The 22,531-nt window shown below is 64.1% G+C and carries 22 protein-coding genes and 1 riboswitch; of the genes, 11 read left to right on the forward strand and 11 right to left on the reverse strand.

The annotated features are described in order from the left end of the window. Positions 1–31: 31 nt before the first annotated feature. A complete protein-coding gene (locus tag D3227_RS04265; RefSeq protein ID WP_120012791.1) occupies positions 32–2,470 on the forward strand; it encodes a GcvT family protein in 2,439 nt (812 codons plus the stop codon). Positions 2,471–2,526: 56 nt separating this feature from the next. On the opposite strand, the gene D3227_RS04270 is transcribed toward D3227_RS04265, so the two are convergent. The 6 genes from D3227_RS04270 to D3227_RS04295 all read right to left on the reverse strand — a co-directional run bounded on the left by D3227_RS04270 (position 2,527) and on the right by D3227_RS04295 (position 10,523). Continuing rightward, complete coding sequence (locus D3227_RS04270; protein WP_120012792.1) at positions 2,527–5,211, reverse strand: phosphoenolpyruvate carboxylase; 2,685 nt, start codon at positions 5,209–5,211, stop codon at positions 2,527–2,529. A 220-nt stretch (positions 5,212–5,431) separates the two neighbouring features. Beyond that, positions 5,432–6,331, reverse strand: a complete 900-nt coding sequence (gene sucD, locus D3227_RS04275; protein WP_120012794.1) for a succinate--CoA ligase subunit alpha — start codon at positions 6,329–6,331, stop codon at positions 5,432–5,434. A 13-nt stretch (positions 6,332–6,344) separates the two neighbouring features. After that, the gene (locus D3227_RS04280; RefSeq protein WP_120012796.1) at positions 6,345–7,529 is read right to left on the reverse strand and encodes a malate--CoA ligase subunit beta; all 1,185 of its coding nucleotides are present in this window, start codon (positions 7,527–7,529) and stop codon (positions 6,345–6,347) included. Positions 7,530–7,548: 19 nt separating this feature from the next. Next, complete coding sequence (locus D3227_RS04285) at positions 7,549–8,511, reverse strand: HpcH/HpaI aldolase/citrate lyase family protein (protein WP_120012798.1); 963 nt, start codon at positions 8,509–8,511, stop codon at positions 7,549–7,551. A 13-nt stretch (positions 8,512–8,524) separates the two neighbouring features. Beyond that, the gene (locus D3227_RS04290; RefSeq protein WP_120012800.1) at positions 8,525–9,715 is read right to left on the reverse strand and encodes an aminotransferase class V-fold PLP-dependent enzyme; all 1,191 of its coding nucleotides are present in this window, start codon (positions 9,713–9,715) and stop codon (positions 8,525–8,527) included. A 124-nt stretch (positions 9,716–9,839) separates the two neighbouring features. Next, positions 9,840–10,523 (reverse strand): LuxR C-terminal-related transcriptional regulator, encoded by a 684-nt coding sequence (locus tag D3227_RS04295; protein ID WP_281034891.1) that lies wholly within the window; start codon positions 10,521–10,523, stop codon positions 9,840–9,842. Positions 10,524–10,917: 394 nt separating this feature from the next. Between D3227_RS04295 and mgtE the strand changes: the two genes are divergently transcribed. Together mgtE and D3227_RS04305 are read left to right on the forward strand one after the other, a co-directional pair. After that, positions 10,918–12,324, forward strand: coding sequence for a magnesium transporter (gene mgtE, locus D3227_RS04300; RefSeq protein WP_120012802.1), 1,407 nt, complete (start codon positions 10,918–10,920; stop codon positions 12,322–12,324). A 142-nt stretch (positions 12,325–12,466) separates the two neighbouring features. Next, a complete protein-coding gene (locus D3227_RS04305) occupies positions 12,467–12,853 on the forward strand; it encodes a MerR family transcriptional regulator (protein WP_112618641.1) in 387 nt (128 codons plus the stop codon). 164 nt (positions 12,854–13,017) lie between these two features. Here the strand turns inward: D3227_RS04305 and D3227_RS04310 are convergent, their stop codons facing one another. Both D3227_RS04310 and D3227_RS04315 read right to left on the reverse strand, forming a co-directional pair. Beyond that, positions 13,018–13,494: a methyltransferase family protein gene (locus tag D3227_RS04310; protein WP_120012804.1), complete on the reverse strand. Its 477-nt coding sequence runs from the start codon at positions 13,492–13,494 to the stop codon at positions 13,018–13,020. Then, positions 13,491–14,495: a heparan-alpha-glucosaminide N-acetyltransferase gene (locus D3227_RS04315; protein ID WP_120013054.1), complete on the reverse strand. Its 1,005-nt coding sequence runs from the start codon at positions 14,493–14,495 to the stop codon at positions 13,491–13,493. The genes D3227_RS04310 and D3227_RS04315 overlap by 4 nt, the downstream gene beginning before the upstream one ends. 42 nt (positions 14,496–14,537) lie before the next feature. Here D3227_RS04315 and D3227_RS04320 point away from each other — a divergent pair, with 42 nt between their 5' ends. The 5 genes from D3227_RS04320 to cobO all read left to right on the forward strand — a co-directional run bounded on the left by D3227_RS04320 (position 14,538) and on the right by cobO (position 17,192). Continuing rightward, the gene (locus D3227_RS04320) at positions 14,538–14,798 is read left to right on the forward strand and encodes a gamma-glutamylcyclotransferase (protein WP_245451635.1); all 261 of its coding nucleotides are present in this window, start codon (positions 14,538–14,540) and stop codon (positions 14,796–14,798) included. A gap of 67 nt (positions 14,799–14,865) precedes the next feature. Then, positions 14,866–15,057, forward strand: a riboswitch (cobalamin riboswitch). A gap of 36 nt (positions 15,058–15,093) precedes the next feature. Continuing rightward, positions 15,094–15,273 (forward strand): CbtB domain-containing protein, encoded by a 180-nt coding sequence (locus D3227_RS04325; protein WP_120012806.1) that lies wholly within the window; start codon positions 15,094–15,096, stop codon positions 15,271–15,273. Positions 15,274–15,288: 15 nt separating this feature from the next. Further along, positions 15,289–16,068 carry a CbtA family protein gene (locus D3227_RS04330; protein WP_120012808.1) on the forward strand — a complete coding sequence of 260 codons (780 nt, stop codon included), beginning with the start codon at positions 15,289–15,291 and terminating at the stop codon, positions 16,066–16,068. Continuing rightward, complete coding sequence (cobU, locus tag D3227_RS04335) at positions 16,061–16,576, forward strand: bifunctional adenosylcobinamide kinase/adenosylcobinamide-phosphate guanylyltransferase (protein WP_120012810.1); 516 nt, start codon at positions 16,061–16,063, stop codon at positions 16,574–16,576. The genes D3227_RS04330 and cobU overlap by 8 nt, the downstream gene beginning before the upstream one ends. A gap of 1 nt (position 16,577) precedes the next feature. Beyond that, the gene (gene cobO / locus D3227_RS04340) at positions 16,578–17,192 is read left to right on the forward strand and encodes a cob(I)yrinic acid a,c-diamide adenosyltransferase (RefSeq protein WP_120012811.1); all 615 of its coding nucleotides are present in this window, start codon (positions 16,578–16,580) and stop codon (positions 17,190–17,192) included. Positions 17,193–17,475: 283 nt separating this feature from the next. Here cobO and cbiB read toward each other — a convergent pair whose 3' ends face one another. Beyond that, positions 17,476–18,453, reverse strand: coding sequence for an adenosylcobinamide-phosphate synthase CbiB (gene cbiB / locus D3227_RS04345; protein ID WP_120012813.1), 978 nt, complete (start codon positions 18,451–18,453; stop codon positions 17,476–17,478). On the opposite strand from cbiB, the gene cobD reads away from it, so the two are divergent. Further along, positions 18,452–19,507, forward strand: a complete 1,056-nt coding sequence (gene cobD, locus D3227_RS04350; protein WP_120012815.1) for a threonine-phosphate decarboxylase CobD — start codon at positions 18,452–18,454, stop codon at positions 19,505–19,507. The genes cbiB and cobD overlap by 2 nt on opposite strands. After that, a complete protein-coding gene (locus D3227_RS04355) occupies positions 19,504–20,013 on the forward strand; it encodes a tyrosine phosphatase family protein (protein WP_120012817.1) in 510 nt (169 codons plus the stop codon). The genes cobD and D3227_RS04355 overlap by 4 nt, the downstream gene beginning before the upstream one ends. Before the next feature lie 18 nt (positions 20,014–20,031). Here the strand turns inward: D3227_RS04355 and D3227_RS04360 are convergent, their stop codons facing one another. Together D3227_RS04360 and D3227_RS04365 are read right to left on the reverse strand one after the other, a co-directional pair. Then, positions 20,032–20,835 (reverse strand): creatininase family protein, encoded by an 804-nt coding sequence (locus D3227_RS04360; RefSeq protein ID WP_120013055.1) that lies wholly within the window; start codon positions 20,833–20,835, stop codon positions 20,032–20,034. 52 nt (positions 20,836–20,887) lie between these two features. Further along, positions 20,888–21,271 (reverse strand): RidA family protein, encoded by a 384-nt coding sequence (locus D3227_RS04365; protein ID WP_120012819.1) that lies wholly within the window; start codon positions 21,269–21,271, stop codon positions 20,888–20,890. A gap of 254 nt (positions 21,272–21,525) precedes the next feature. Here D3227_RS04365 and D3227_RS04370 point away from each other — a divergent pair, with 254 nt between their 5' ends. Continuing rightward, a complete protein-coding gene (locus tag D3227_RS04370) occupies positions 21,526–22,530 on the forward strand; it encodes an ABC transporter substrate-binding protein (protein WP_120012821.1) in 1,005 nt (334 codons plus the stop codon). Position 22,531 lies beyond the last annotated feature (1 nt).

The raw sequence follows: 22,531 nt of genomic DNA on the forward strand, positions 1-22,531 counted from the left end.
CCCATGACAATTCCATCCAGGGGCATCGCGTATGTTGACTGACGTTCGTGCCGTGGTCGTCGGTGGCGGCTGTGTCGGCGCAGGTATTCTCTACGGCTTGGCGAAGTGCGGCTGGAGCGATGTCGCGCTGCTCGAGCGAACGCAGCTTACCGCCGGTTCGACATGGCATGCCGCGGGGCTCATACCCTCCTATGCGCGCAGTCTCAACGTCGGCCGCATGATCGCCAAGTCCATCGAGATCTATGAGGGCCTCGAGGCCGAGACGGGCCAGAAGGTCGGTTGGCACAAATGCGGCCAGTTGCGCATCGCCAACACGCGCGACCGGCTCGATGAGTACCGCAGCTACATGGATGTCGCGGAGGTCCAAGGCATACGGGCGCGGATCGTATCGCCGGCCGAGGCGCGCGAGATCTGGCCGCTCCTCGACAACAGCGGTATGCTGGGTGCGCTCTACCATCCCGATGACGGCCACATCGCGCCCGCGGATGTGACCCAGGCCATGGCCAAGGGTGCGCGCGACCTCGGCGCAAAGATCCACCTCAGCACCGAAGTGACGGGTTTCGAACGGATGCCGGGCGGCGATTGGAAGGTCAGAACCTCCCGCGGCGACATCGTCTGCGAGCACCTCATCCTCGCCACGGGCAATTATGCGCGCCAGACCGGCGCCATGCTGGGCCTCGACATTCCCGCAATCCCGATCGTGCATCAGTACTGGATCACCGACGCGGTGCCCGAAGTCGTGGAACGCAAGCGACTGGGCCTTCCGGAAATGCCGATCCTCAGGGACGAGGGTTACGAAGGCTACCTGCGCGAAGAGGGGGACGGGCTGATGTTCGGCCCCTACGAGCGCACCGAACAGCTCAAGCTGTTTGCCGAGAATGGCGTACCGAAGTGGTTCGGCGCCGACCTGCTCGATGAGGATTTCGACGCCGTTTCCTGGAACTGGGAGCGGGCAACGGAACTGGTGCCGGCACTCGGGCGAGCCGGCATAAAAAGGAATGTGCGAGGGCCTTTCCAGATGACGGCCGATGAGCTGCCGCTGATGGGGCCGGCTTGGGGGCTTCAGAATGTCTGGCTCGCCGAAGGTGTACCGGGTGGCATCCTGTGGGGCGGAGCGATCGGTCACTATCTTTCCGAGCGGATTGTCGAGGGCGGCAACAGCATCGACACGGCGGAACTGGATCCGCGGCGCTTCGGCGACTATGCCAACAAGAACTGGACCCGGGAGAAGGTGAGGCAAGCCTGGGGTACCCACGCGACACAGCATTATCCGGGCCAGGACATGCCGGCGGCACGACCGCAGAAAACGGCTCCGTCCTACGACAGCCTGAGCCAGCTCGGCGCGGTGTGGGATGTACTGAACGGCTGGGAAATGCCGAGCTGGTTCGCGCCCTCGGGTGTCGAGGCCCGCAATTCGTACAGCTGGCGCTGGACCGCCAAGGGCAACTATGTCGGCGAGGAGGCTCAGGCCGTCCGGCAAGCCGTCGGCCTTGTCGAAATGACGCCGATGACGAAGTTCGAGATCAGTGGCCCGGGCGCCGAGCGCTGGCTCGACGGGATCCTCGCCAATCGCTTGCCGCGCCCCGGCCGGATCGCGCTCGCCCATCACCTGACGCCGGCCGGCGGCGTGCAGGCCGAATATGTGGTGGCGCGATTGCAGAGTGACCTGTTCTACCTCGTCTCGACACCGCGCGCCGAGCGCTGGAACTACGACGACCTCAACCGGCTGCTGCCGAAGGACGGCAGCGCGCAGCTGCGCAACGTCACCAACGATCGCGGCAGCTTCACCGTGGTCGGGCCCAGGGCGCGCGACGTGCTGCAGCCGCTGACCGAGATCGATCTGTCGAACGAGGCTTTCCCCTGGTTCAGCGTGCAGTCGGCCACAGTCGGCCTGGCCAGCGACGTGCGGCTGATGCGCGTCAACTATTCGGGTGAACTCGGCTGGGAGCTTTATCATCCGCTCTGCTACCAGCGGCATTTGCTGGATGCGCTTCTGACGTCAGGTCAGGCGCACGGGCTCAGGCTGGTCGGGCTGCAGGCGTTGGAATCGCTGCGTCTCGACAAGTCTTTCCGCGCCATGTACCGCGACATGAACCTCGAACTGTCGGCCTGGGAGAGCGGTCTCGACCGCTTCGTCAGGCTCGACAAGGGAGACTTCATCGGCCGCGCGTCTCTGGCCACAAAGCAAAAGCAGGGCACGGCACGCCGGATCGTCACGCTGTCCATCGATACAGACGGGGCGAGCGCCTTTGCCTATGAGGGCGTCTACCGCGACGGCAAGCTTGTCGGCCGCGTCACGTCGGCGGGCCACTCCTATACGTTTGGCCACGACATAGCACTGGCGCTGCTGCCGCTGGAGCTCGGGACGCTAGGCACGGCACTCGAGGTTTCAATCCTCGGCGAGCGCTGTCCGGCAAAGGTGATCGCCGACTCTCCCTATGATCCGGAAGGCGCGCGCGGGCGTATGTGAGGGAATAAAGAGCACAATGACGCGAGGTGACGTCGGTAGCTCGGCGAAAACCGGGCCTATCCCGTCCATCCAAGGCCAGCCGAGATGCAATTGATCGATACGAGCAGGGCGTCGGTCGCCCGCTTTTGATCCGCCGTGCCGGTATTTGCCCGAACTTCACGCAGCAGATCGACCTGCAGCCGGTGAATGTCGTCCATCTGTCGCCGCAAATTGTCGAAACGTCGCTTGAACATCGGAAAGCGCGCGGAAAGATCGCCTCCCGTGAGGTCACCAATCAGGCGTCGCGTCAACTCGTATTCGGCGGCGATGCGGGCGTAGATTCGTCGGGCCGCATCGCTGTCGGCCACCAGGCCGGCGTAGAGCCGCGCGATCTCCATGTCGGACTGGTAAAGTGTCTTCTCGGCCTCGTCGACGATCAGGCGGCAGAAGCGCGAGTGCTCGAACATGCGGGTCAGAAGTTCGCGCCCGGCCTCGCCGCGCACCGCGACGAAAGAGCTGAGTGCGCTGCCGATACCATACCAGCCTGTCAACAGATGACGGTTCTGGCTCCAGGCGAACACCCATGGAATGGCGCGCAGGTCGGCAATGCCGCTTGCGCCGAAACGGCGATCCGGCCTTGAGCCCATTTTCAGCAGCGCCAGTTCCGCGACCGGGCTCGCCTGGTTGAAATAGTCGCGGAAGCCGGGCTCAGCCATCAGCCTGGCATAAGATGCCTGCGACATGCCTGCCAGCGCTTCCAGCGCTTCGTCGAACTCCGGCGTTTCCTTCGGCTCGACATCACAGGGCGATCCGACACTGTGGGCCAGCACGCCGGCGGCGAGAACCTCGAGCTGGTGGAGGCCGGTGCCGCGATTGGCGAATTTCGACGATACGACCTCGCCCTGCTCCGTCACCCGCATGGTTCTGGCGACAGTGCCCTGCGGCTGTGCCGCGATCGCCCGGCCGGTCGGCGCGCCGCCACGGCTGACGGAGCCGCCGCGACCGTGAAAGAAACTGATCCTGGCATTGTGCTTGCGCCCGACGGCGGCGAGGCGCTTTTGCGCTTTTGCCAGTTCCCAATTGGAAGCCAGGAAACCGCCGTCCTTGTTGGAATCCGAATAGCCAAGCATGATTTCCTGGCGCGCGCCGAAATCCCGCACCGTCCGCCTCACGAGCGAAACGCCGAGCAATCCATTCAGGATGCCAGGGGCGGCCTGTAGATCGGCGATGGTCTCGAACAATGGCACGATCCGCAGCCTGATTGTGCCGCCGCCAGCGGGCGCGGTTGAAAGTCCGCAATATTGCGCCAGCAGATAGACCGCGAGCAGATCGTCGGCCGAGCGGGTCATGCTGAGAACGAAAGAGCCGACAGCGTCGGCATCCGAGCTCGAGATGTGCTCGCGGATGACGGAGAATGTCGAAAGCAGTTCACCTGCTTCAGGCGAGAGCCGGTCTGCGTCGATCTCCTGCCGCTCGCCCTGGCTAATGGCTGCGCGAATGCGCGCCGACCATTGCGGCGCGCCGACTGCGACCGGATCGGCGGGATTTGTCAGCGCAAAGAGCTCGGCCAGCACCCTGTTGACGACCGTGGAGTTCTGCCGGATGTCGAGCGAGACTGTACGGAAGCCGAAGCTTCCGACTTGCCAAAGCAGAGGCTGGACGAAACGCCCGGCTACCGCACGCCCTCCGATCGCTTCGAGAACGCAAGTCAGCCCGTTCAGATCAGCACGGAACGCCTCCGCCGAGAGGTACGCCGCTGCAGCGCCGTCTCGCGTGGCCACCAGCCGGGCAAGCAACGCCGAAGCGAACTGGCGAAGTGGTTCGTCGGGGTTGCGGGCGACGATCACGTCCGCCTGTCCGCTTTTATCAAGCGCCGTTTGCAGCACCGGCTTGAAGCTGGCCGGCAGGTCAATGACGTTCGAGCTGGCGCTGAGCACCGTCACCAGCCGCTGCATCTGCGTCAGATACCAGCCTATGGCGGTATTGCGGTATTCGGCCATGGCATGGGCGGTGACTGCGGCCGTCACATTTGGATTGCCATCGCGGTCGCCGCCGATCCAAGACGCGTAACGCATGAAGGAGGGAATTCTGACCGGCTCTCCCGGATAGTGACGCTCGAAGGCGCCTTGAAGCTTGCCATAGAGCTGCGGCGTCGCCTCGAAGATGACTTCGCGAAAGAAATGCAGGCCCCAGGCGATCTCGCGTTCGACCGTCGGGCGCTCCAGTCGCAGCTCGCCCGTCATCCACAGAAGCTCGATCTCGCTCTCCAGATCGGCGACCAACAGGTCGCGTTCGCGCGGCGCCCAGCGCGGCTGGTCGAGTTCGGTCAGCTTGCGATAGATACGGCGGTGGATCTCCAGCACCGTGACGCGTTTGGCCTCCGTCGGGTGCGCGGTCATGGTCGGGCCGACGCAAAGCTCGTCGAGCGCCGCCTGGACTTTCTCCGCTGAGTGGCCGTTCGCTGCCATCTGCGCGATCACGCTAGCGAAGGATCCGGGCACTTCGTCGACACCCGCGCCTTGTTCGAGTTCGCGACGCGCGCGCATGGCAAGCAATTCGTCGGCAATCGTCAGCAACTGGAACCATACGCCGCTCGCCTGAAGCGCCGGGATGCGTTGCTCCGCGGCGAGGGAGACAAGCGACCTGCGTCCGCTCAGAACAGCGGCGATCTCGGGCTCGCGCGCGCTTGCGACCTGAAGCAGCAAGCGCAACAAAAGGCTGCGCTCGTCCTCACGAAATTTGATGCGTCTGCTCTGTTCCAAACCGCTTTCCTATTCCGTCCGCATCGATTGCCGCCGTAGCCGCGCGCCCTGAATCGAGGGCGGCGCCGTTTGTCAGCCGACCCGATCGGGGACCGGGCGACTCTCGAAGAAGGCGGTCAGGGCTCTCCACCACCTTCATGCCCATCGCCACTCGCGATGCCTCCGCCAACCCGAAACAGACTTCACATTTTGCGCTATGCGGTCTTCGCCAGGTCGGCCATCACGCCGCCTTCTTCGTCCGGGACAGCGTTTCGGCCACGACCTCGCCGAAGGATGACGGCGTCGGCACGATGACGACACCGGCCTCTTTCAGGATTTCGACTTTCTCCTGCGCCGACTCGCCAAAGGCCGAGATGATCGCGCCGGCATGGCCCATGCGGCGGCCTTTCGGCGCGGAGAGACCGGCAATGTAGGCGATCAAGGGCTTCCGCATATTGTCGCGCGCCCAGATCGCGGCTTCGGCTTCCTGCGGGCCGCCGATCTCGCCGATCATGACCACGGCGTCGGTATCGTCGTCCTGTTCGAACAGCTTCAGCATGTCCTTGAAGGACGAACCGTTGATCGGATCGCCGCCGATGCCGACGCTGGTCGAGACGCCGATGCCGAGCGCTTTCATCTGCGAGGCGGCCTCGTAGCCGAGCGTGCCCGAGCGGCCGACGATGCCGACGCGGCCGGGGAGGTAGATGTTGCCCGGCATGATGCCCATCAGCGCCTGTCCGGGCGTGATCACGCCGGCGCAGTTCGGCCCGATCAGCCGCATGCGGTCCTCGAAGCGGTAGCGCAGCATGTAGCGCTTGACCTGCATCATGTCCTGCGAGGGGATGCCGTCGGTGATGCAGACGCAGAGCTTTATGCCGGCATCCGCAGCCTCCATGATGGAGTCCGCGGCAAAGGGCGGTGGCACGAAGACGATGCTGGCCTCGGCGCGGGTCTCGCGCACCGCGCCCTTGACGGTGTTGAAGATCGGCAGGCCGAGATGCGTCTGGCCGCCTTTGCCGGGCGTGACGCCGCCGACGAGCTTGGTGCCATAGCGCTTCATGTCTTCGGCATGGAAACTGCCGATCTTGCCGGTGAAGCCCTGGACGATGACCCGCGTGTTGCGGTTGAGCAGGATTGCCATTTTCTCGACCCCCTCAGTTTGCTTTTGTCTTGGTGGCCGCGCGCCAGGCGGCGACGGCCTTTTCGGCGGCTTCGGCAAGCGTTTCGGCGACGATCACCGGTTCGCCGGAATCGGCCAGGATGCGGCGCCCTTCCTCGACCTTGGTTCCGGCCAACCGCACCACCAACGGCACGTTGACGCCGACCTCGCGGATCGCCTTGACGACGCCCTCGGCGACCCAGTCACAGCGGTTGATGCCGGCGAAGATGTTGACGAGGATGGTCTCGACATTCTTGTCGCCGAGCACGGCGCGGAACGATTTCGCCACCCGCTCGGGCGAGGCGCCGCCGCCGATGTCGAGGAAGTTGGCCGGCTCGCCGCCGGCGATCTTGATCATGTCCATTGTCGCCATGGCCAGGCCGGCGCCATTGATGATGCAGCCGATATTGCCGTCGAGGCCGACATAGGAGAGGCCACGGTCGCTGGCGAAGGTCTCGCGCGGGTCTTCCTGGCTCTTGTCGCGCAGCTCGGAGATTTCCGGCCGCCTGAACAGGGCGTTCTCGTCGAACGACATCTTGGCATCGAGCGCGACGAGGTTGCTGTCGCGGGTGACCACCAGCGGATTGATCTCCAGCATCGAGGCGTCGTAGTCGCGGAACACCTGGTAGCAGCTGAAGATGGTTTCGGTCGCCTTGCCGATCAGGTTCTGGTCGAGGCCGAGCCCGAAGGCGATCTCGCGCGCCTGGAAGCGCTGCATGCCGACGCCGGGATCGACCGTGGTGCGGATGATGGAATCCGGCGCCCTCTCGACGATATCCTCGATCTCCATGCCGCCGGCGGCCGACGCCACGATCATGACGCGCTCCTCCTTGCGGTCGAGGACGAAGCCGACATAGAGCTCCTGCGCGATGTCGACGGCTTCCTCGAGGTAGAGCCTCGAAATCAGCTTGCCGCGCGGGCCGGTCTGCTGGGTCACCAGCTTGCGGCCGAGCATGGCTTCCGCCGCGTTGGAAATCTCGTCGTCATTGGCGCACAGCTTGATGCCGCCGGCCTTGCCGCGGGCGCCGGAATGAACCTGCGCCTTCAGCACCCATTTGCCGCCGCCGATTTCCCTGGCACGGTAGGTCGCTTGCTCCGGGCTGTAGGCGAGGCCGCCGCGCGGGACGTGAATCCCGTGGCGGGCGAGCAGTTCCTTGGCCTGATATTCGTGGATGTCCATTTTTTCCTCCCGGTAACCGTCAATGCGCGGCGGAGCGCTGCTGGCCGGCGCGTTCGATCGCTTCGTTGACCACCAAAACATTCCGCGCCATGCGCTCCGACGCAGCGTCGATCATCTTGCCGTCGAGGGCGGCCGCTCCCTTGCCCGCCGCCTCGGCCTCCTTCAGCACTTCGAGGATGCGCCTGGCGCGCGTGACCTCCTTTTCCGGAGGCGAGAAGACGTCGTTGGCGAGCGCGATCTGCGAGGGATGGATCGCCCACTTGCCCTCTATGCCGAGTGCGGCGGCGCGCTTTGCGCCGGCGATATAGCCCTCCGGATCGGAGAAATCGCCGAACGGCCCGTCGATGGCGCGCAGGCCGTAGGCCCGGCAGGCGACAGTCATCCGCGACAAAGCGAAATGCCACTGGTCGCCGGGGTAATCGGGGTTCAGCCCGCCGATGTTGACGGTGCGCGCCTTGCAGCTGGCGGCATAGTCGGCGACGCCGAAATGCATGGCTTCCAGCCGACCGGGCGTCGCGGCGATCGCCTCGACATTAGCCATGCCGAGTGCGGTTTCGATCAGCGCCTCGAGGCCGACACGGGTCTTAAAACCCTTGGCCATCTCGATCTGGTTGACCATGGCCTCGACCATGTAGAGGTCGGCCGGAACGCCGACTTTCGGTACCAGGATGGTGTCCAGCTGGTCGCCGGCCTGTTCCATCACGTCGACCACGTCGCGGTACATGTAATGGGTGTCGAGGCCGTTGATGCGCACGGAGACGGTCTTGCCCTTGGCGCGCCAGTCGATGTCGTTGAGGGCCTGGATGATGTTCTTGCGAGCGCGTTCCTTGTCGGGCGGCGCGACGGCGTCCTCGATGTCGAGGAAGACGAAGTCGGCGGCGCTGTTCGCCGCTTTGTCGATCATTTCCGGGCTGGAGCCGGGAACCGCCAGTTCGCTGCGCTGCAGCCTCAGTTTCTTCAGGTGGTTGATGGTGTGGCTCATGTCGCGCTCCGGGTCAGGCGGCTTCGGCGATGGCGGACTGCGGCGACCGGCGGAAATGCGCGATCGCGGCACCGACGCCTGAACCCGGCGCCAGCTTGACGCCGCAGTCGAGCAGCGCCAGCTCGGCGGCGGAAAGCGAGGCTAGCACCATCACCTCGTTCAGCCAGCCGAGATGGCCGATGCGGAAGACCTTGCCGAACACCTTGTTGAGGCCGCCGCCGAGCGAGGTCTGGTATTTCTGGTAGGCCTGCTTGACGACGTCGCCGCTGTCGATGCCTTCCGGCACGAGGATGGCGCTGATCGTGTCGGAGTGCCATTTCGGCGCCTTCGCGCAAAGCTTCAGGCCCCAGGCGTCGACCGCCTTGCGCACGCCTTCGGCGAGGCGATGGTGGCGGGCGAAGATATTGTCCAGCCCTTCCTCGGCGATCAGGTCGAGCGAGGCGCGCAGGCCACGCAGCAGCTGCGTCGCCGGCGTGTAGGGGAAATAGCCGGCGTCGTTGGCGCGGATCATGTCCTCGAAGGAGAAGAAGCAGCGCCGGTGGGTAGCCGTCCTCGAGGCGACAAGCGCCTTCTTGGAGACCGACAGGAAACCGAGACCGGCAGGCAGCATGAAGCCCTTCTGCGAGCTGCTGACGGCGCAGTCGACGCCCCATTCCTCCTGGCGGAAATCGATCGAGCCGATCGACGATACACCGTCGACGAAGAGAAGCGCCGGATGGTTCGCCGCGTCGAGCGCGGCGCGGCAGCCGGCGACGTCGCTGGTGACGCCGGTGGCGGTCTCGTTCTGCGTGCAGAAGACCGCCTTGATACGGTGCGTTTTGTCCGCCTTCAGCCTTTCCGCATAGAGGTCGAGCGGCACGCCGGTTCCCCACTCGCAGTCGATCACTTCGACCTCGAAGCCGAGACGTTCGGCCATGTCGACCCACAGATGCGAGAACTGGCCGAAGCGCGACATCAGCACGCGGTCGCCGGGGCTGAGCACATTGGTCATCGCCGCTTCCCAGGCGCCGGTGCCGGACGAGGGGTAGATGAAGACACGGCCGGTTTCGTTCTTGAAGACGTGTTTGATGTCCTCGAACAGCGGCAAAGTGAGATCGGGGAATGAGGCGGCGCGCATGTCCTCCATCGGAAGGTTCATCGCTTGCCGGACCTGTTCGGGGATGTTGGTTGGCCCCGGAATGAAAAGATGGGTGAAGCCGGCCATGCTGCGAACTCTCCTCTGATCCAGCAAATTGATGAGGGGAGTCTCGTTTTTACGGCGGCCGGCAACAACACCTTGCCGGGTAAGATCTCGCCGCGCGCGGGTGGGACAAGCCTACCCGGTTGGCCTACCCGGCCGGCCTACCCGAATGGCTGCCCTGACTACGGCGCTTCTCGCTCGAATAGAGCGCGACAGCCATCGCCCGGTTGCGGACGTCGAGCTTGTCATAGAGATTCTTGAGGTGGTACTTCACCGTGTTCTCGGAAATCCCCGTCCGCGTTGCGATCTGAAGGTTGGTCCAGCCATCGGAAAGCACCGCCAGCAGTTCGCGCTCGCGAACCGTGAGCTGCGACAGCGGCGTGTCGTTGACCTTGTTGATGTCGATATAGGGGATGCAGATGCGGCCATGCGCGACGGCCAGAATGGTCTCGAAGATGATCGGCGGGTCGTCGAACTGGAAGCAATAGCCATGCGCGCCGAGCCGCACGCATTGCTTCAGGATGCCGATGTCGTGGTCGTTGGAAAACACCGTGATCCGCACGTCGAGCCTGCGATTCTGGATCTCGGCCAGAACATCGGCGCCGTCCATGTCGGCGAGCTTCCAGCCGATGACTGCGACGTCGAATTGCGGCTCTGCCGCCAATTCCAGGAACTGCTTGCCGCTTTGCACCGAGCCGAAGAACTCGAAGCGCCCGTCGCATTCCAGCATTTCACGCAGCGCCGATACGACGAGCGGATTACGCTCGGCGACGATCACGCGCACGCGGCGCTCGCCGATTGCCTGGTTCGTTCTCTGCGACTTGATCTTCAAGGGCTTCCGGTTGCTCTGGCTTTGGGCATGGGCAGATCCAGCTGTTTGCCTGGACCGGCATCAAGGCAATTCTGCCCCAACCACGCAGGGGTGCTCTTTCCCCAGCGACATGCACTGTCGCGTCGCCTGAACCCGAATCCTATCGGTTTTTGACAGGATCGGCATTGTCAGTTCGGGTTTGGCGATGCCGCCTCCCGGTAAGTCAATCTGGCAGGCAAGCACGCATTTCGTTTGATATTCCGTGCGTTAGAGCGATAGTTTCCCAAATCGAATCGTGCTGCCGCGCTATCCATGGATTGAGCGTCGGATTCCCCAAAACCGGTTTCCCCTTTTGGGTTCGATGCTCTAGACCTGAAAGGCACCCTTTCCGGAATCGTGATGGCGGGAGGCGCTGGTGGAAGGCCAGAACGAACAGGACGCCCGGTCTGTTGAGGACGCCGACATCTATGGCGAGGACGGCGCCGTACAGTCGTCGTTCCTGGCGCAGATCGGCGCGGCGATTGCCGACCGCGATACGCTGGCGCTGAAGCGCGAAGTCGGCGACCTGCATCAGTCGGAACTCGGCGATTTGCTTGAAGCGCTTCATCCCGAGCAGCGCCGCGCGCTGGTCGAGCTGTTGGGCGCCGACTTCGACTTTTCCTCGCTGACGGAGGTCGACGAGGCGATCCGCCTCGACATCGTCGACAATTTGCCGAACGAGCAGATCGCGCAAGCGGTGCAGGAGCTCGATTCCGACGACGCCGTCTACATTCTCGAGGACCTCGACCAGGAGGACCAGGACGAGATCCTGTCGCAGCTGCCGTTCACCGAGCGGATCAGGCTGCGGCGCTCGCTGGACTATCCGGAAGAGACGGCCGGCCGCCGCATGCAGACGGAGTTCGTCGCGGTGCCGCCGTTCTGGACGATCGGCCAGACCATCGACTACATGCGCGAGGACAAGAACCTTCCCGACCGCTTCAGCCAGATCTTCGTCATCGATCCGAGCTTCAAGCTGCTTGGCGCCATCGATCTCGACCAGATCCTGCGCGCCAAGCGCGCGGTGAAGGTCGAGGAGGTCATGCACGAGACAAGGCATGCCATCCCCGCCACCATGGACCAGGAAGAGGCGGCGCGGGAATTCGAACAGTACGACCTTTTGTCGGCGGCCGTCGTCGACGAGAACGAGCGGCTGGTCGGGGTGCTGACCATCGACGACGTGGTCGACGTCATCCAGCAGGAGGCCGAGGAGGATCTCTTGCGCATGGGCGGCGTCGGCGACGAGGAATTGTCGGATACCGTGCTCGCCACCTCGCGCTCGCGCGTGCCCTGGCTGCTGGTCAATTTGCTGACGGCGTTCCTGGCGGCGTCGGTGATCGGCTTGTTCGACCATACAATCGAACGCATCGTGGCGCTGGCGGTGCTGATGCCGATCGTGGCGGGCATGGGCGGCAATGCCGGCTCGCAGACGATGACGGTCACGGTGCGGGCGCTGGCGACCAAGGATCTCGACATCTACAATGCCGGCCGCATCATCCGCCGCGAGATGGGGGTTGGCTTCATCAACGGCATCGTCTTCGCGGTGCTGATCGGCATCGTCGCGGCGGCATGGTTCCGCGATCCCAATCTAGGCGGCATCATCGCGGCGGCGATGATCATCAACATGTTCGTCGCAGCACTGGCCGGCATCCTGATCCCGCTGCTGCTCGACCGGTTCAAGGTCGACCCAGCGGTGGCTTCCGCGGTTTTCGTCACCACGGTCACCGATGTAGTCGGCTTCTTCGCCTTTCTTGGGCTGGCCACTTGGTGGTTCGCCGTACCCTGAAGGGCTCAATTGACTTTTACGTAAATGCCGTGCGAGGTTCGCGCGGGGTCCTATGCCGATTCCAGCATGGACGGGTTTGATCGGGATGGAAGGCGGCGCCGTATCACGGTGACCGCCTGAGATTCCGGCGTCGGGAGCGATGATGCGGGAATACTACACAATCACCGAACTGACCCGCGAATTCGACGTGTCGACGCGGACGCTGCGCTTCTACGAGGACGAAGGGTTGGTGCAGCCGGTGCGGCGTGGTCGGACCCGGCTGTTTCGCCCGTCCGACCGGCATCTGATCCGCCAGATCATGCGCGGCAAGCGCCTCGGCTTCTCGATCAACGAGATCCGCGAAATCATCCAGATGTACAAGGAGCCGCCCGGCGAGGTCGGTCAGCTCAAGCTGATGATCAAGCGCATCGAGGAAAAGCGCGAGGATCTCAGGCAGAAGCGCCGCGACCTCGAGGAGACGCTGGCCGAACTCGACCAGGCCGAAGAGTCCTGCGTCGAGCGTCTGGTAGAGCTCGGCGTCAACACCTGAACGCGGCCGTTTTTGATAATTCTACTCCGGCGGCCAGATAGCGTGGTTTTCTGCGCTTCCGGTGCTCATATGTACCCAAATGTACGCTCCGCTCCGGTTCTCGAAAACCGCGCTATCTGGATCGCCAGACCGAATTCTGAAAACGGCCTTGGCGAGCCCTGAACTCAGATCCAGCGCCGCACGCGTTTGGCGTAGTCCCGGTATTTCTTGCCGAATTTTGCCGCCAGGATCTTTTCCTCCTTTTCGATCGCCATCTTCTGCGTTGCAAAGGCGGCGATAAAACCCATGAGCAGGAACCAGGCGATCCCCGTGATAAAGGCGACGCCGATCAAAAGCAGCGTGTTGGCGAGATACATCGGGTTGCGGCTGACGGAGAACGGGCCGGAGGTGACCAGATGGTCCGGCACGGCATTCGGGTTGAATGTCGTCTTCGCGCGCAGCATGACGCGAATGGCAGTGAACCACAGCGCGGCGACGCCGAACAAGGCTACCCAGCCGGCGGCGAAGAGGATGTCGCCCAGCAGATCGCCGATCCATGGCAACGGATAGAGCAGGCCGAGCACGACGCTGATGATGATTGCCGCGACGTAGATCAGCGGCGGCCATGGGATGAGCCCGGGTTTCGGCGTGGCGTCGGTCATTGTTGGCCTCCCTCCATCAATGTGCTGTCGGTCTTGGCGGTGCAGACACCGGCGAGATCGCCCAGATGTGCTTTGAATTCCGGGGTCTGGTCGCCGTTGTAGAGCCGGTCGAATGTCGCTTCGCTCTGCAGCGTATCGAGCATGCACACACAATAGCTGGTGCAGAACTGCGTGTCGCGCTGCTGCTCGCAGGATATCTGACAGGATTTCAGGAAGGTCACTTCGCGCGTTTCGACCGGCGCCGGCGCGACCTGCGACAACAGCCAGACCGCACCGAACAGCAAGGGCTGGTGGATCAGATAGAAGGCGAGGCTGTGCCGGCCGATGAAGACCAGCGGGTTCGACCAGCGGCCGGGCGCAAGGTCGGCTAGTCTCGCGAGAAGCCCCGAGGCAAAGGCGAGCTTCGCTACGGCTATGCCCGCGAGTACGGCGCCGAACCATGGGAACAGGGGCACATAGTCGTTGGAGCGCGGATTGGTGGCCGACAGGCCGACCCACCACAGCGCCGGATGGTCGAAGAATTCCGATCGCAGATAGAAAGGCGCTGCAATGACGAGCGCCGCAGCGACGATCGTCAGCAGCGCCGGCAGCCGCAGAAAGGCAAGGCCGAGCAGGCTGGCCAGCGCGATCTCATGCAGGATGCCGAAGAAGATGACGCCGCCCGGCGTTGCGAAGTGGGTGACGGCCGATATTGCGATCGCCGCGACAGCGACCATGGCGAACCGTTTCCAGAAACCCGGCCAGCGGATTTGCCTGCCATGGGCGAGGAACAGGCTGACGCCGACCAGGAACAGGAAGGTCGAGGCGATGCAGCGCGCATAGATTTTCCACCAGCCGAAGGCGGTGAGGCCGGGATCGGTATAGCCGAAATTTTCCAGATCCCAGGTGAAATGGTAGCTCGCCATGGCCAGCAGCGCGATGCCGCGCACGATGTCGATGGCTGTGATGCGCCTTGAATTCGACGGGTCCTGATCGGGCTCTGCCGGGGTTTGAAGGCTCATGGTCATGCATTCCGATTCACTGGTGCCAAACGACTATCACGGTTGCACCAGGACCTGGCGAGCGATAGTGGACCGATCAAGGGCCTGGCTTTCGTCATCAATCGCAAGGGCACCACCTATGCCGGGCCGCTCGACGAAGACGAGGTGGTCGAAAGGCTGGCAACGTCGTGCGGGCACTGGGGATCGGGCGCCGACTATCTCTACAATACGGTGAAGAACCTTGAGCAACGCGGCATTCATGATTCCCGTCTGTGGCGGCTGCAGCATCTCGTGGCCGAGCGGATCGCCATGTCGAAGCCATGAAGCGGCATGGCGCATTCGCGCTGGTAACGGGCGGAATTTGGTTTGCCGGAGGCAGTGATTCTGCCTATAGTCACGGCCTGTCGTCGGTTCCATTAGGGACCAAGAGGGAATGCGGTGAGGGCTGATGCCCGATGCCGGGGCTGCCCCCGCAACTGTGTGCGGTAGTCCTCTCCATAGGCCACTGAGGATTTTTCTTCGGGAAGGTGGGGAAGGGCGCTGATCCGCGAGCCAGGAGACCTGCCGGCGACAGGGAACTGACTTCTGTGCCCTCGGGTGGAGGGCGAAAGGACAAGACATGAATTCCGCTTCGGTCTCTCTCGGCGCTACGGTCTCCTCGCAGTCGCGCTTTACGCAGCTCGTTCTGAGCGCGTTTCTGGGCCTTTTCGTCATCGGCGTTGTCGGCTTCTCGCATATCGATGCGGTCCACAATGCTGCGCACGACTATCGCCATTCGATGGCATTTCCCTGCCACTGACGAGGATTTGACATCATGAACCTGTTTCGCAACGTCGTGTTCATCGCGGCGATCGCAGGGCTCGTGGCTGGCGTCGCTCTCGCCTGCATGCAGGCCTTTGCCACCGTGCCGCTCATCCTCAAGGCCGAGGTCTACGAACAGGCCGGAGGCGGCCACCAGCATGAGCATGCCGCGGCGCCGGCCGCCAATGCTACAAGCACCGATGCAATGAGCAGCGCCGCACCGGCGCCGACCGAAGCGGCGGCTCCGGCGGAGGACGAAGGCTGGGCGCCGGCCGATGGCTTCGAGCGCTTCGCCTTCAGCGTGCTGGCCAACATCGTCACCGGCATCGGCTTCGCGCTGGTCCTGGTCGCGGTTTCGGAATTTGCCGGCGGCATCGGCAATTGGCGCCAGGGCGTGTTCTGGGGTTTGGCCGGTTTTGCCGCGTTCACGCTTGCGCCGGGCCTCGGCCTGCCGCCGGAACTGCCGGCCATGCCGGCGGCCGACCTCACCGAACGCCAGATCTGGTGGTGGGCAACGGTGGCGGCGACCGCGGCCGGTCTCGGCCTGATCGCCTTCCGCAAGTCGCTGCCGCTGGCGATCCTGGCCGTGGCCTTGATCGTGGCACCGCACATCGTCGGCGCGCCGCAGCCCAATAGCTTCGAGACGCCGATCCCCGAAGGCCTGCATCACCAATTCGTGGTGGCGGTGACGGTGACCAACCTGGTGTTCTGGCTGGTGCTCGGCGCCGTCGTCGGCGTGGTGCGCGGCCGCTTCACCGGCACGGCGACCGGCCTGCGCGACAGCTTTGCCTGATCGCAAACGATTGACCTTCGTCATCGGCGGTGCGCGCTCCGGCAAGAGCGCGCATGCCGAAACCCTGGTCACATCAAGGCCAGCGCCCTGGACCTATATCGCCACCGCTGAAGCCTATGACCGGGAGATGCGCGAACGCATCGCGCTGCACCGCTCGCGGCGCGGCGAAGGCTGGACGACCGTGGATGCGCCGCTCGATCTTGCCGGCGCGCTTGCGGCTCTGCCCGAAGGCCGGCCGGTGCTGGTCGACTGCCTGACGCTCTGGCTGACCAACCATATGCTGGCCGAGCATGACATCGAGGCCGAATGCCTGCGGCTGACGGATGTGCTTTCGCGGCCGCGGGGGCCGTGGTTCGTGGTGTCCAACGAAGTCGGCCAGGGCATCGTGCCGGACAATGCGCTCGCCCGCCGGTTCCGTGACGCCGCGGGCCGGCTCAACCAGCAGGTCGCTGCAGTCGCCGACACGGTGCTGCTGATGGTGGCGGGGCTGCCGCTGAAGGTGAAGTGAGATGAGCGATATCGACCCCAAGGACGAGGAACGCCATCGCGCCAAGATGGCCAAGCGCAAGGCGGTGCAGGATGCCGAGGTGGCGGGGAAGACGATCGAGAAGGGCCTGCTGATCGTCAACACCGGTCCGGGCAAGGGCAAGACCACGGCCGCTTTCGGGCTGGCGCTTAGGATGCTCGGCTACGGCAAGCGTGTCGGCGTTGTCCAGTTCATCAAGGGCAAATGGCACACCGGTGAAAAGGAAGCCTTTGCTGCCTTCGGCGACCGCGTCGTCTGGCATGCGATGGGCGAGGGTTTCACCTGGGAAACGCAGGACCTGAAGCGCGACATCGCCGCCGCCGAAGCCGCCTGGGCGAAGGCGCTCGAGCTGATGGCCGATCCGTCGATCAGCCTTGTGGTGCTCGATGAACTCAACATTGCGCTTCGCTACGACTATCTCGATCTCGACAGCGTGGTCGCGGCCTTGAAAGGCCGGCGTGAAGGCCTGCACGTCGTCATCACCGGCCGCAACGCCAAGCCGGCACTGGTCGAGGCGGCCGACCTGGTCACCGAGATGGGCTTGACCAAGCACCATTTCGCGGCGGGCGTGAAGGCGCAGCAAGGGATCGAGTTCTGAGTGCTTCACCCTCCCCCCTGTTTGGACCGGAGACATCGCGCTTCTGTCCTCGAATGGCATCCCGAACCCCCTTGCGCAAAAAGCGCAAAACTGTTCGCGATGTCCTCGCACACCTGTTCGCGATGTCTCCGGTCCAAACACCCCCCTTGTGGGGAGGGTCGATCCGCGGAGCGGATCGGGGTGGGGGACGCTCCGCTGGCGCAATACCTCCACCCCGGAAAACAAACACCGCTTCGCGATATTTGTTGTCCGACCCTCCCCACAATGGGGAGGGTAAGGCGGTTCAGAACGTCAGGTAGATGAGCACCACCGATAGGATCGCGAACAGCGCGATCAGCAGATGATCGGCGACCCGGTAGAGCTTCAGCGCCCGCCTGATATCGGTGCTGTCAGCGTCGCGCCGGCCGCCTTCGCCCATGAATGCATCCTCGACGACAACGCCGCCATAGCTGCGCGGTCCGGCCAGCGCCAGACCGAGCGCGCCGGCCATTGCTGCTTCCGGCCAGCCGGCATTGGGCGAGCGGTGCTTTCTCGCGTCGCGCCGCACGGCCTGCCAGGCTCCGCTCGGATCGGCGCCTTTGACGATGAAAGCAGCAAGCACGATCAGCAGCGCCGTCAGCCTGGAGGCCGGCAGGTTGATAAAATCGTCAAAACGAGCGGCCGCCCGGCCGAAGGCCTCGTGGCGCGGGGTACGGTGACCGATCATCGAATCGGCGGTGTTGGCGGCCTTGTAGGCGACGCCGCCGGCCAGCCCGCAGACACCGGTCCAGAAGGCGGGTGCTACGATGCCGTCGGAAAAATTCTCGGCCAGGCTCTCGATCGCGGCGCGGGCAACGCCCGGCTTGTCGAGCTTTTCCGGATCGCGGCCGACGATGCGCGAGACGGCGATGCGGCCGAGCGTCAGCCCGCCTGTATCGAGCGCATCGGCCACTGCCTCGACATGGTCGGCGAGGCTCTTCTGCGACAGAAGCGACGATGCCAGAATTGCCGTGATGAGCAGGCCGGCGGGAAAGATCTGCCAGAGCAGGATTTGTACGGCGAAAGCGATGGCCGCCGGCACCAGAACGATGACCAGCAATGCCTCGACGCCCCGGCGGCGACGCAGGGCGTCGGAATCAGTGGCGTGGTTGAGCCTGCGGTCGAGAAAGGATATCAGCCTGCCGAACCACGTGACGGGGTGGCCGATGGCGCGCAACAGCCCGTCCGGGTAACCGAAGATGCGTTCGATGGCTAGCGACAAGAAGGCGATCAGGATCGACATGAAGCTTTCTGATGGAGCGATGGCAGCAGTGGATCATGGCGGAAGCCTCGGCCGGGCGAGCGCGCTCTTCCCTCACGCGCCACAGCCTTTTGTCGACCTCTCGACGGGTATCAATCCGCACTCCTATCCGCTTTTCGAATTGCCCGCCACCACCCTGTCACGGTTGCCTGAAACCGCGCGCGCCCGTGACCTGGCCGAGGTCGCGGCGCGCGCCTATGGCGCGCCGTCGGCGGCGCATGTGGCGGCGGCGCCCGGCACGCAGATCCTGTTGCCACGTGTCGCCTCGCTGGCGAGCCCCGGCGAGGCGCTGGTGCTCGGGCCGACCTATGCCGAGCACAAGCGGGCGGCCGCGATCGCCGGCCATGCGGCGGCCGAGGTCGATGATTTCGAGGCGCTTGCCGGGGCCGACCTCGCCATCGTGGTCAATCCCAACAATCCGGACGGGCGTGTCGTGGAACGCGACAGACTGCTGGAGCTTGCCGGAAAACTGCGCGCCTCAGGCGGGCTGCTGGTCGTCGACGAAGCGTTCATGGATGTCGGCCCGCGCGCCGAAAGCCTGGCCGGCGACGTCGGTCAATCCGGTATCGTGGTACTGCGCTCCTTCGGCAAGTTCTTTGGCCTTGCCGGGCTTAGGCTCGGCTTTGCCTTGGCCGACACGCTGGCCGTCGAGAGGCTGGAGGCGCAATTGGGGCCGTGGGCGGTCGCCGGCCCGGCGCTGGACTATGGCATCCGCGCGCTGGCCGACACGGATTGGCAGACCACCATGCGGCAGCGCCTGACGCAGGATGCGGCGCGGCTCGACGCGCTGTTCGGCCGCTTCGATGTGCCTGTCGCCGGCGGAACGACGCTGTTCCGTTATCTTCGCCTGTCCGATGCGGCCGGGTTGTTTTCGGCGCTTGGCGAGCGCGGCGTGCTGCTTCGGCATTTTGCCGACCGGCCACAGGTGCTGCGCGCCGGGCTGCCGGGTTCCGACGCGGAATGGCAGCGGCTCGAATCGGCGCTTGCCGACTGGGCCGCACGGCGCGACGATGGGCCGAAGGAGATCGCGCGATGATCCATGTCTGTTCGCTGGCCAAAGTCGAGGAGACGGTGGCGAGAACCGGCGCCGAGCGTCTACTCTCGCTGCTTGCCGCCGGCACCGAAGTGATACGCCCGGCCTCGATCGCTAGGGAGAACCATCTGCATCTGGTGATGCACGACATTGCGGTGGCCCAGGAAGGCATGACCATGCCGGGCGAAGAGCATGTGCGCAACTTGCTCCAGTTCGCGCGCCAATGGGATTGTGCGAAGCCTATGGTCGTCCATTGCTATGCCGGCATCAGCCGGTCGACCGCCTCGGCCTATATCATTGCGGCTGCGCTGGCGCCGAAACGCGACGAGGTTGAGCTGGCGCAAACGCTGCGCGCGCTGTCGCCCTCGGCGACGCCCAATCCGCGGCTGATCGCCGTCGCCGATGCCTTGCTTGGCCGCGATGGCCGCATGATCGCTGCGATAGAGGCGATCGGACGCGGCGCAGATGCTTTTGAGGGCACGCCCTTCGAGTTAAGGATCGATGGCTGAACGTCTCGCAGGACTTTGCTATGCCAGCCAGTCGGCGAGCTTCGCCTTGCGGACATCCTTCAACAGGCTGATGAAGCCATCGGCCTGATGCTCGGCGGTCAGCCGGCCCTTTTCGGCCGTGGCGATGCTGGCGTCGCCGACCACGCCGTTCGGATTGAGGTCGCTGGCGATCCAGGCGAAGGCGTGCGTGCCGGTGTGGCGCAGCAGCGCAAACTCCTTTTCCGCCCGGCTGACGTTGGAAACGAAATTGTCGGCCTTGCCCATGTCGACGAGATCCGGGCGGAAGTGCAACATCAGCGACGTCTCGACATCGCCGCCATGGATGCCGTGGCGATCCTCCGGTTCGGTGTACATGCCGGCCGGGCGGCCAAAGCGCTGCCAACTGGTCTTCACCGCCAGCATCTTGGCTCGCACGCGCAACTCGCGCGTGATGATGCCCATGATTTCCTCATTGCCGCCATGCGAGTTGACGACGATCAGCTTTCTCAGGCCGGCGCGGGAGACCGACAGGCCAAGCTCGGTCCAGGTATCGACCAGCGTCGTCGCCGGCAGGGTCAGCGTGCCGGGCGCATGCAAATGCTCGTTCGACTTGCCCACGGCTTGCACCGGTAGGATGCGGATGTCGAGATCGTCGGGCAGGCGGGCGATGACCGTTTCCAGCATGCCGCTCATGATCGAGGTGTCGGTCGAAACCGGCAGATGCGGACCGTGCTGCTCGATTGCCGCCACCGGCAGGACGGCGATCGTCGCTTCCGGGTCGATCGTGGCGTATTCGGTGGTCCGGTAGTCACCCCACCACAAGCGTTTTTTTGCAACGGTCATGTTTGCCTCTTTCATGTGACCGAGACCTAGCGCGACAGACAGCGCCTGTCGATCATCCAGCGGCGATGACCTCGACCTCGACCTTGAATTCGGGACGGGCAAAACCAGAGACGATCATCAGCGTCGAGGCCGGCGCAGGGCTGGAAAACAGCCTATCGCGGACGTCCATATAGGGTCTGAGAAATGCGCGGTCGGTGACATAGGCGTTGATGCGCACGATATCCCCGAGTCCAAACCCGGCCTCGCCCAGAATCGCCGAAATGTTCTGAAAGCAGAGTTCGGCCTGGGCGCCGGCATCTTCCGGGATCTGGTCGTCCGCGGTGATGGCGACCTGGCCGGAACACAGCACGAGGCGTTTGCCTGGAGGCACATCGACGCCATGGCTGTAGCGGGCGAAGGGCGGCTTGATCGACTTCGGCGTGAGGAATTTGAACATGGCAATCTCCGGTTTTCGGCAGCCTAAGGCCGGACCGCACACCCCTTCAAGATACAGTGCATGTGATCGGGGCGATTGTGGACAGGCGTTCAAAAAATAGGCACGATGCCTCCCATACAGCATGACCCGTCATGGCTTGGCGCGCGACTGTTGCGCAAGCGGGCGGCCCCCGGCGGTGGCATGTGTCTTGCTTCTCGAATCAATGGTGTCGAGCCCGGCGCGCGGCGCGCCGGAGCAAACAGAGGGTGGTGTCGATGTACGGAAAAGAGAAGATCACGGCGGGCGCAATCGTCCTGCTTGCCGCAAGCACGCTCGGTGCTGCAGCGAACGAGAAAGTCACCTTCGGCACCAATTGGCTGGCCGAGCCCGAGCATGGCGGCTACTACCAGGCGGTGGCGGACGGCACCTACGCCGCCTGCGGCCTCGACGTCACCATTTCGCAGGGCGGTCCGCAGGTCAGCGGACGGCCGCTGCTGCTCGCCGGCAAGCTCGATTTCTACATGGGCGGCAATCTGCTGTCGGCCTTCGACGCCGTGCAGCAGGGTATTCCTATGCGCGTGGTGGCGGCCGACTTCCAGAAGGACCCGCAGGTCATCATGTCCCAGCCGGGGCAGGGGCTGGACAAGTGGGAAGATCTGAAGAACGCTGAGCAGTACATTCTCGGCGACGAGGGCGCGCAGACCTTCTTCCAGTGGATGGTCACCGAGCTCGGCTTCGATGCCGCCAAGCGCGTGCCCTACACGTTCAATCCGGCGCCGTTCATCGCCAACAAGAAGTCGATCCAGCAGGGCTATGTCACCTCTGAACCATTCGCCGTGCAGAAGCAGGGCGGCTTCGTGCCGAACCAGTTCCTGCTCGCCGATTATGGTTGGGACACTTATGCGACCACGGTCGAGGTGATGCAGGAGACGATCGACAAGCGGCCGGAGGTCGTCCAGTGCTTTGTCGATGGCTCGGCCAAGGGCTGGTACAATTATCTCTACGGCGACAACAAAGCCGCCAACGACATGATCAAGAAGGACAATCCGGATATGACGGATGAGCAGATCGCCTTCTCGATCGAGCAGCTGAAGAAGTTTGGCGTGGTCGATTCCGGCGACACGGAAAAGCTCGGCATCGGCGCGATGACCGAAGCACGCATCCAGAGCTTCTACGACAAGATGGTCAAGGCCAAGGTGGCGCAGCCCGGCATCGACATCAAGAAGGCCTATACGCTCGCCTTCATCAACAAGGGCGTCGGGCTGGACCTGAAGAAGTAAT

Source organism: Mesorhizobium waimense (assembly GCF_003601975.1).
Taxonomy (GTDB): domain Bacteria; phylum Pseudomonadota; class Alphaproteobacteria; order Rhizobiales; family Rhizobiaceae; genus Mesorhizobium; species Mesorhizobium waimense.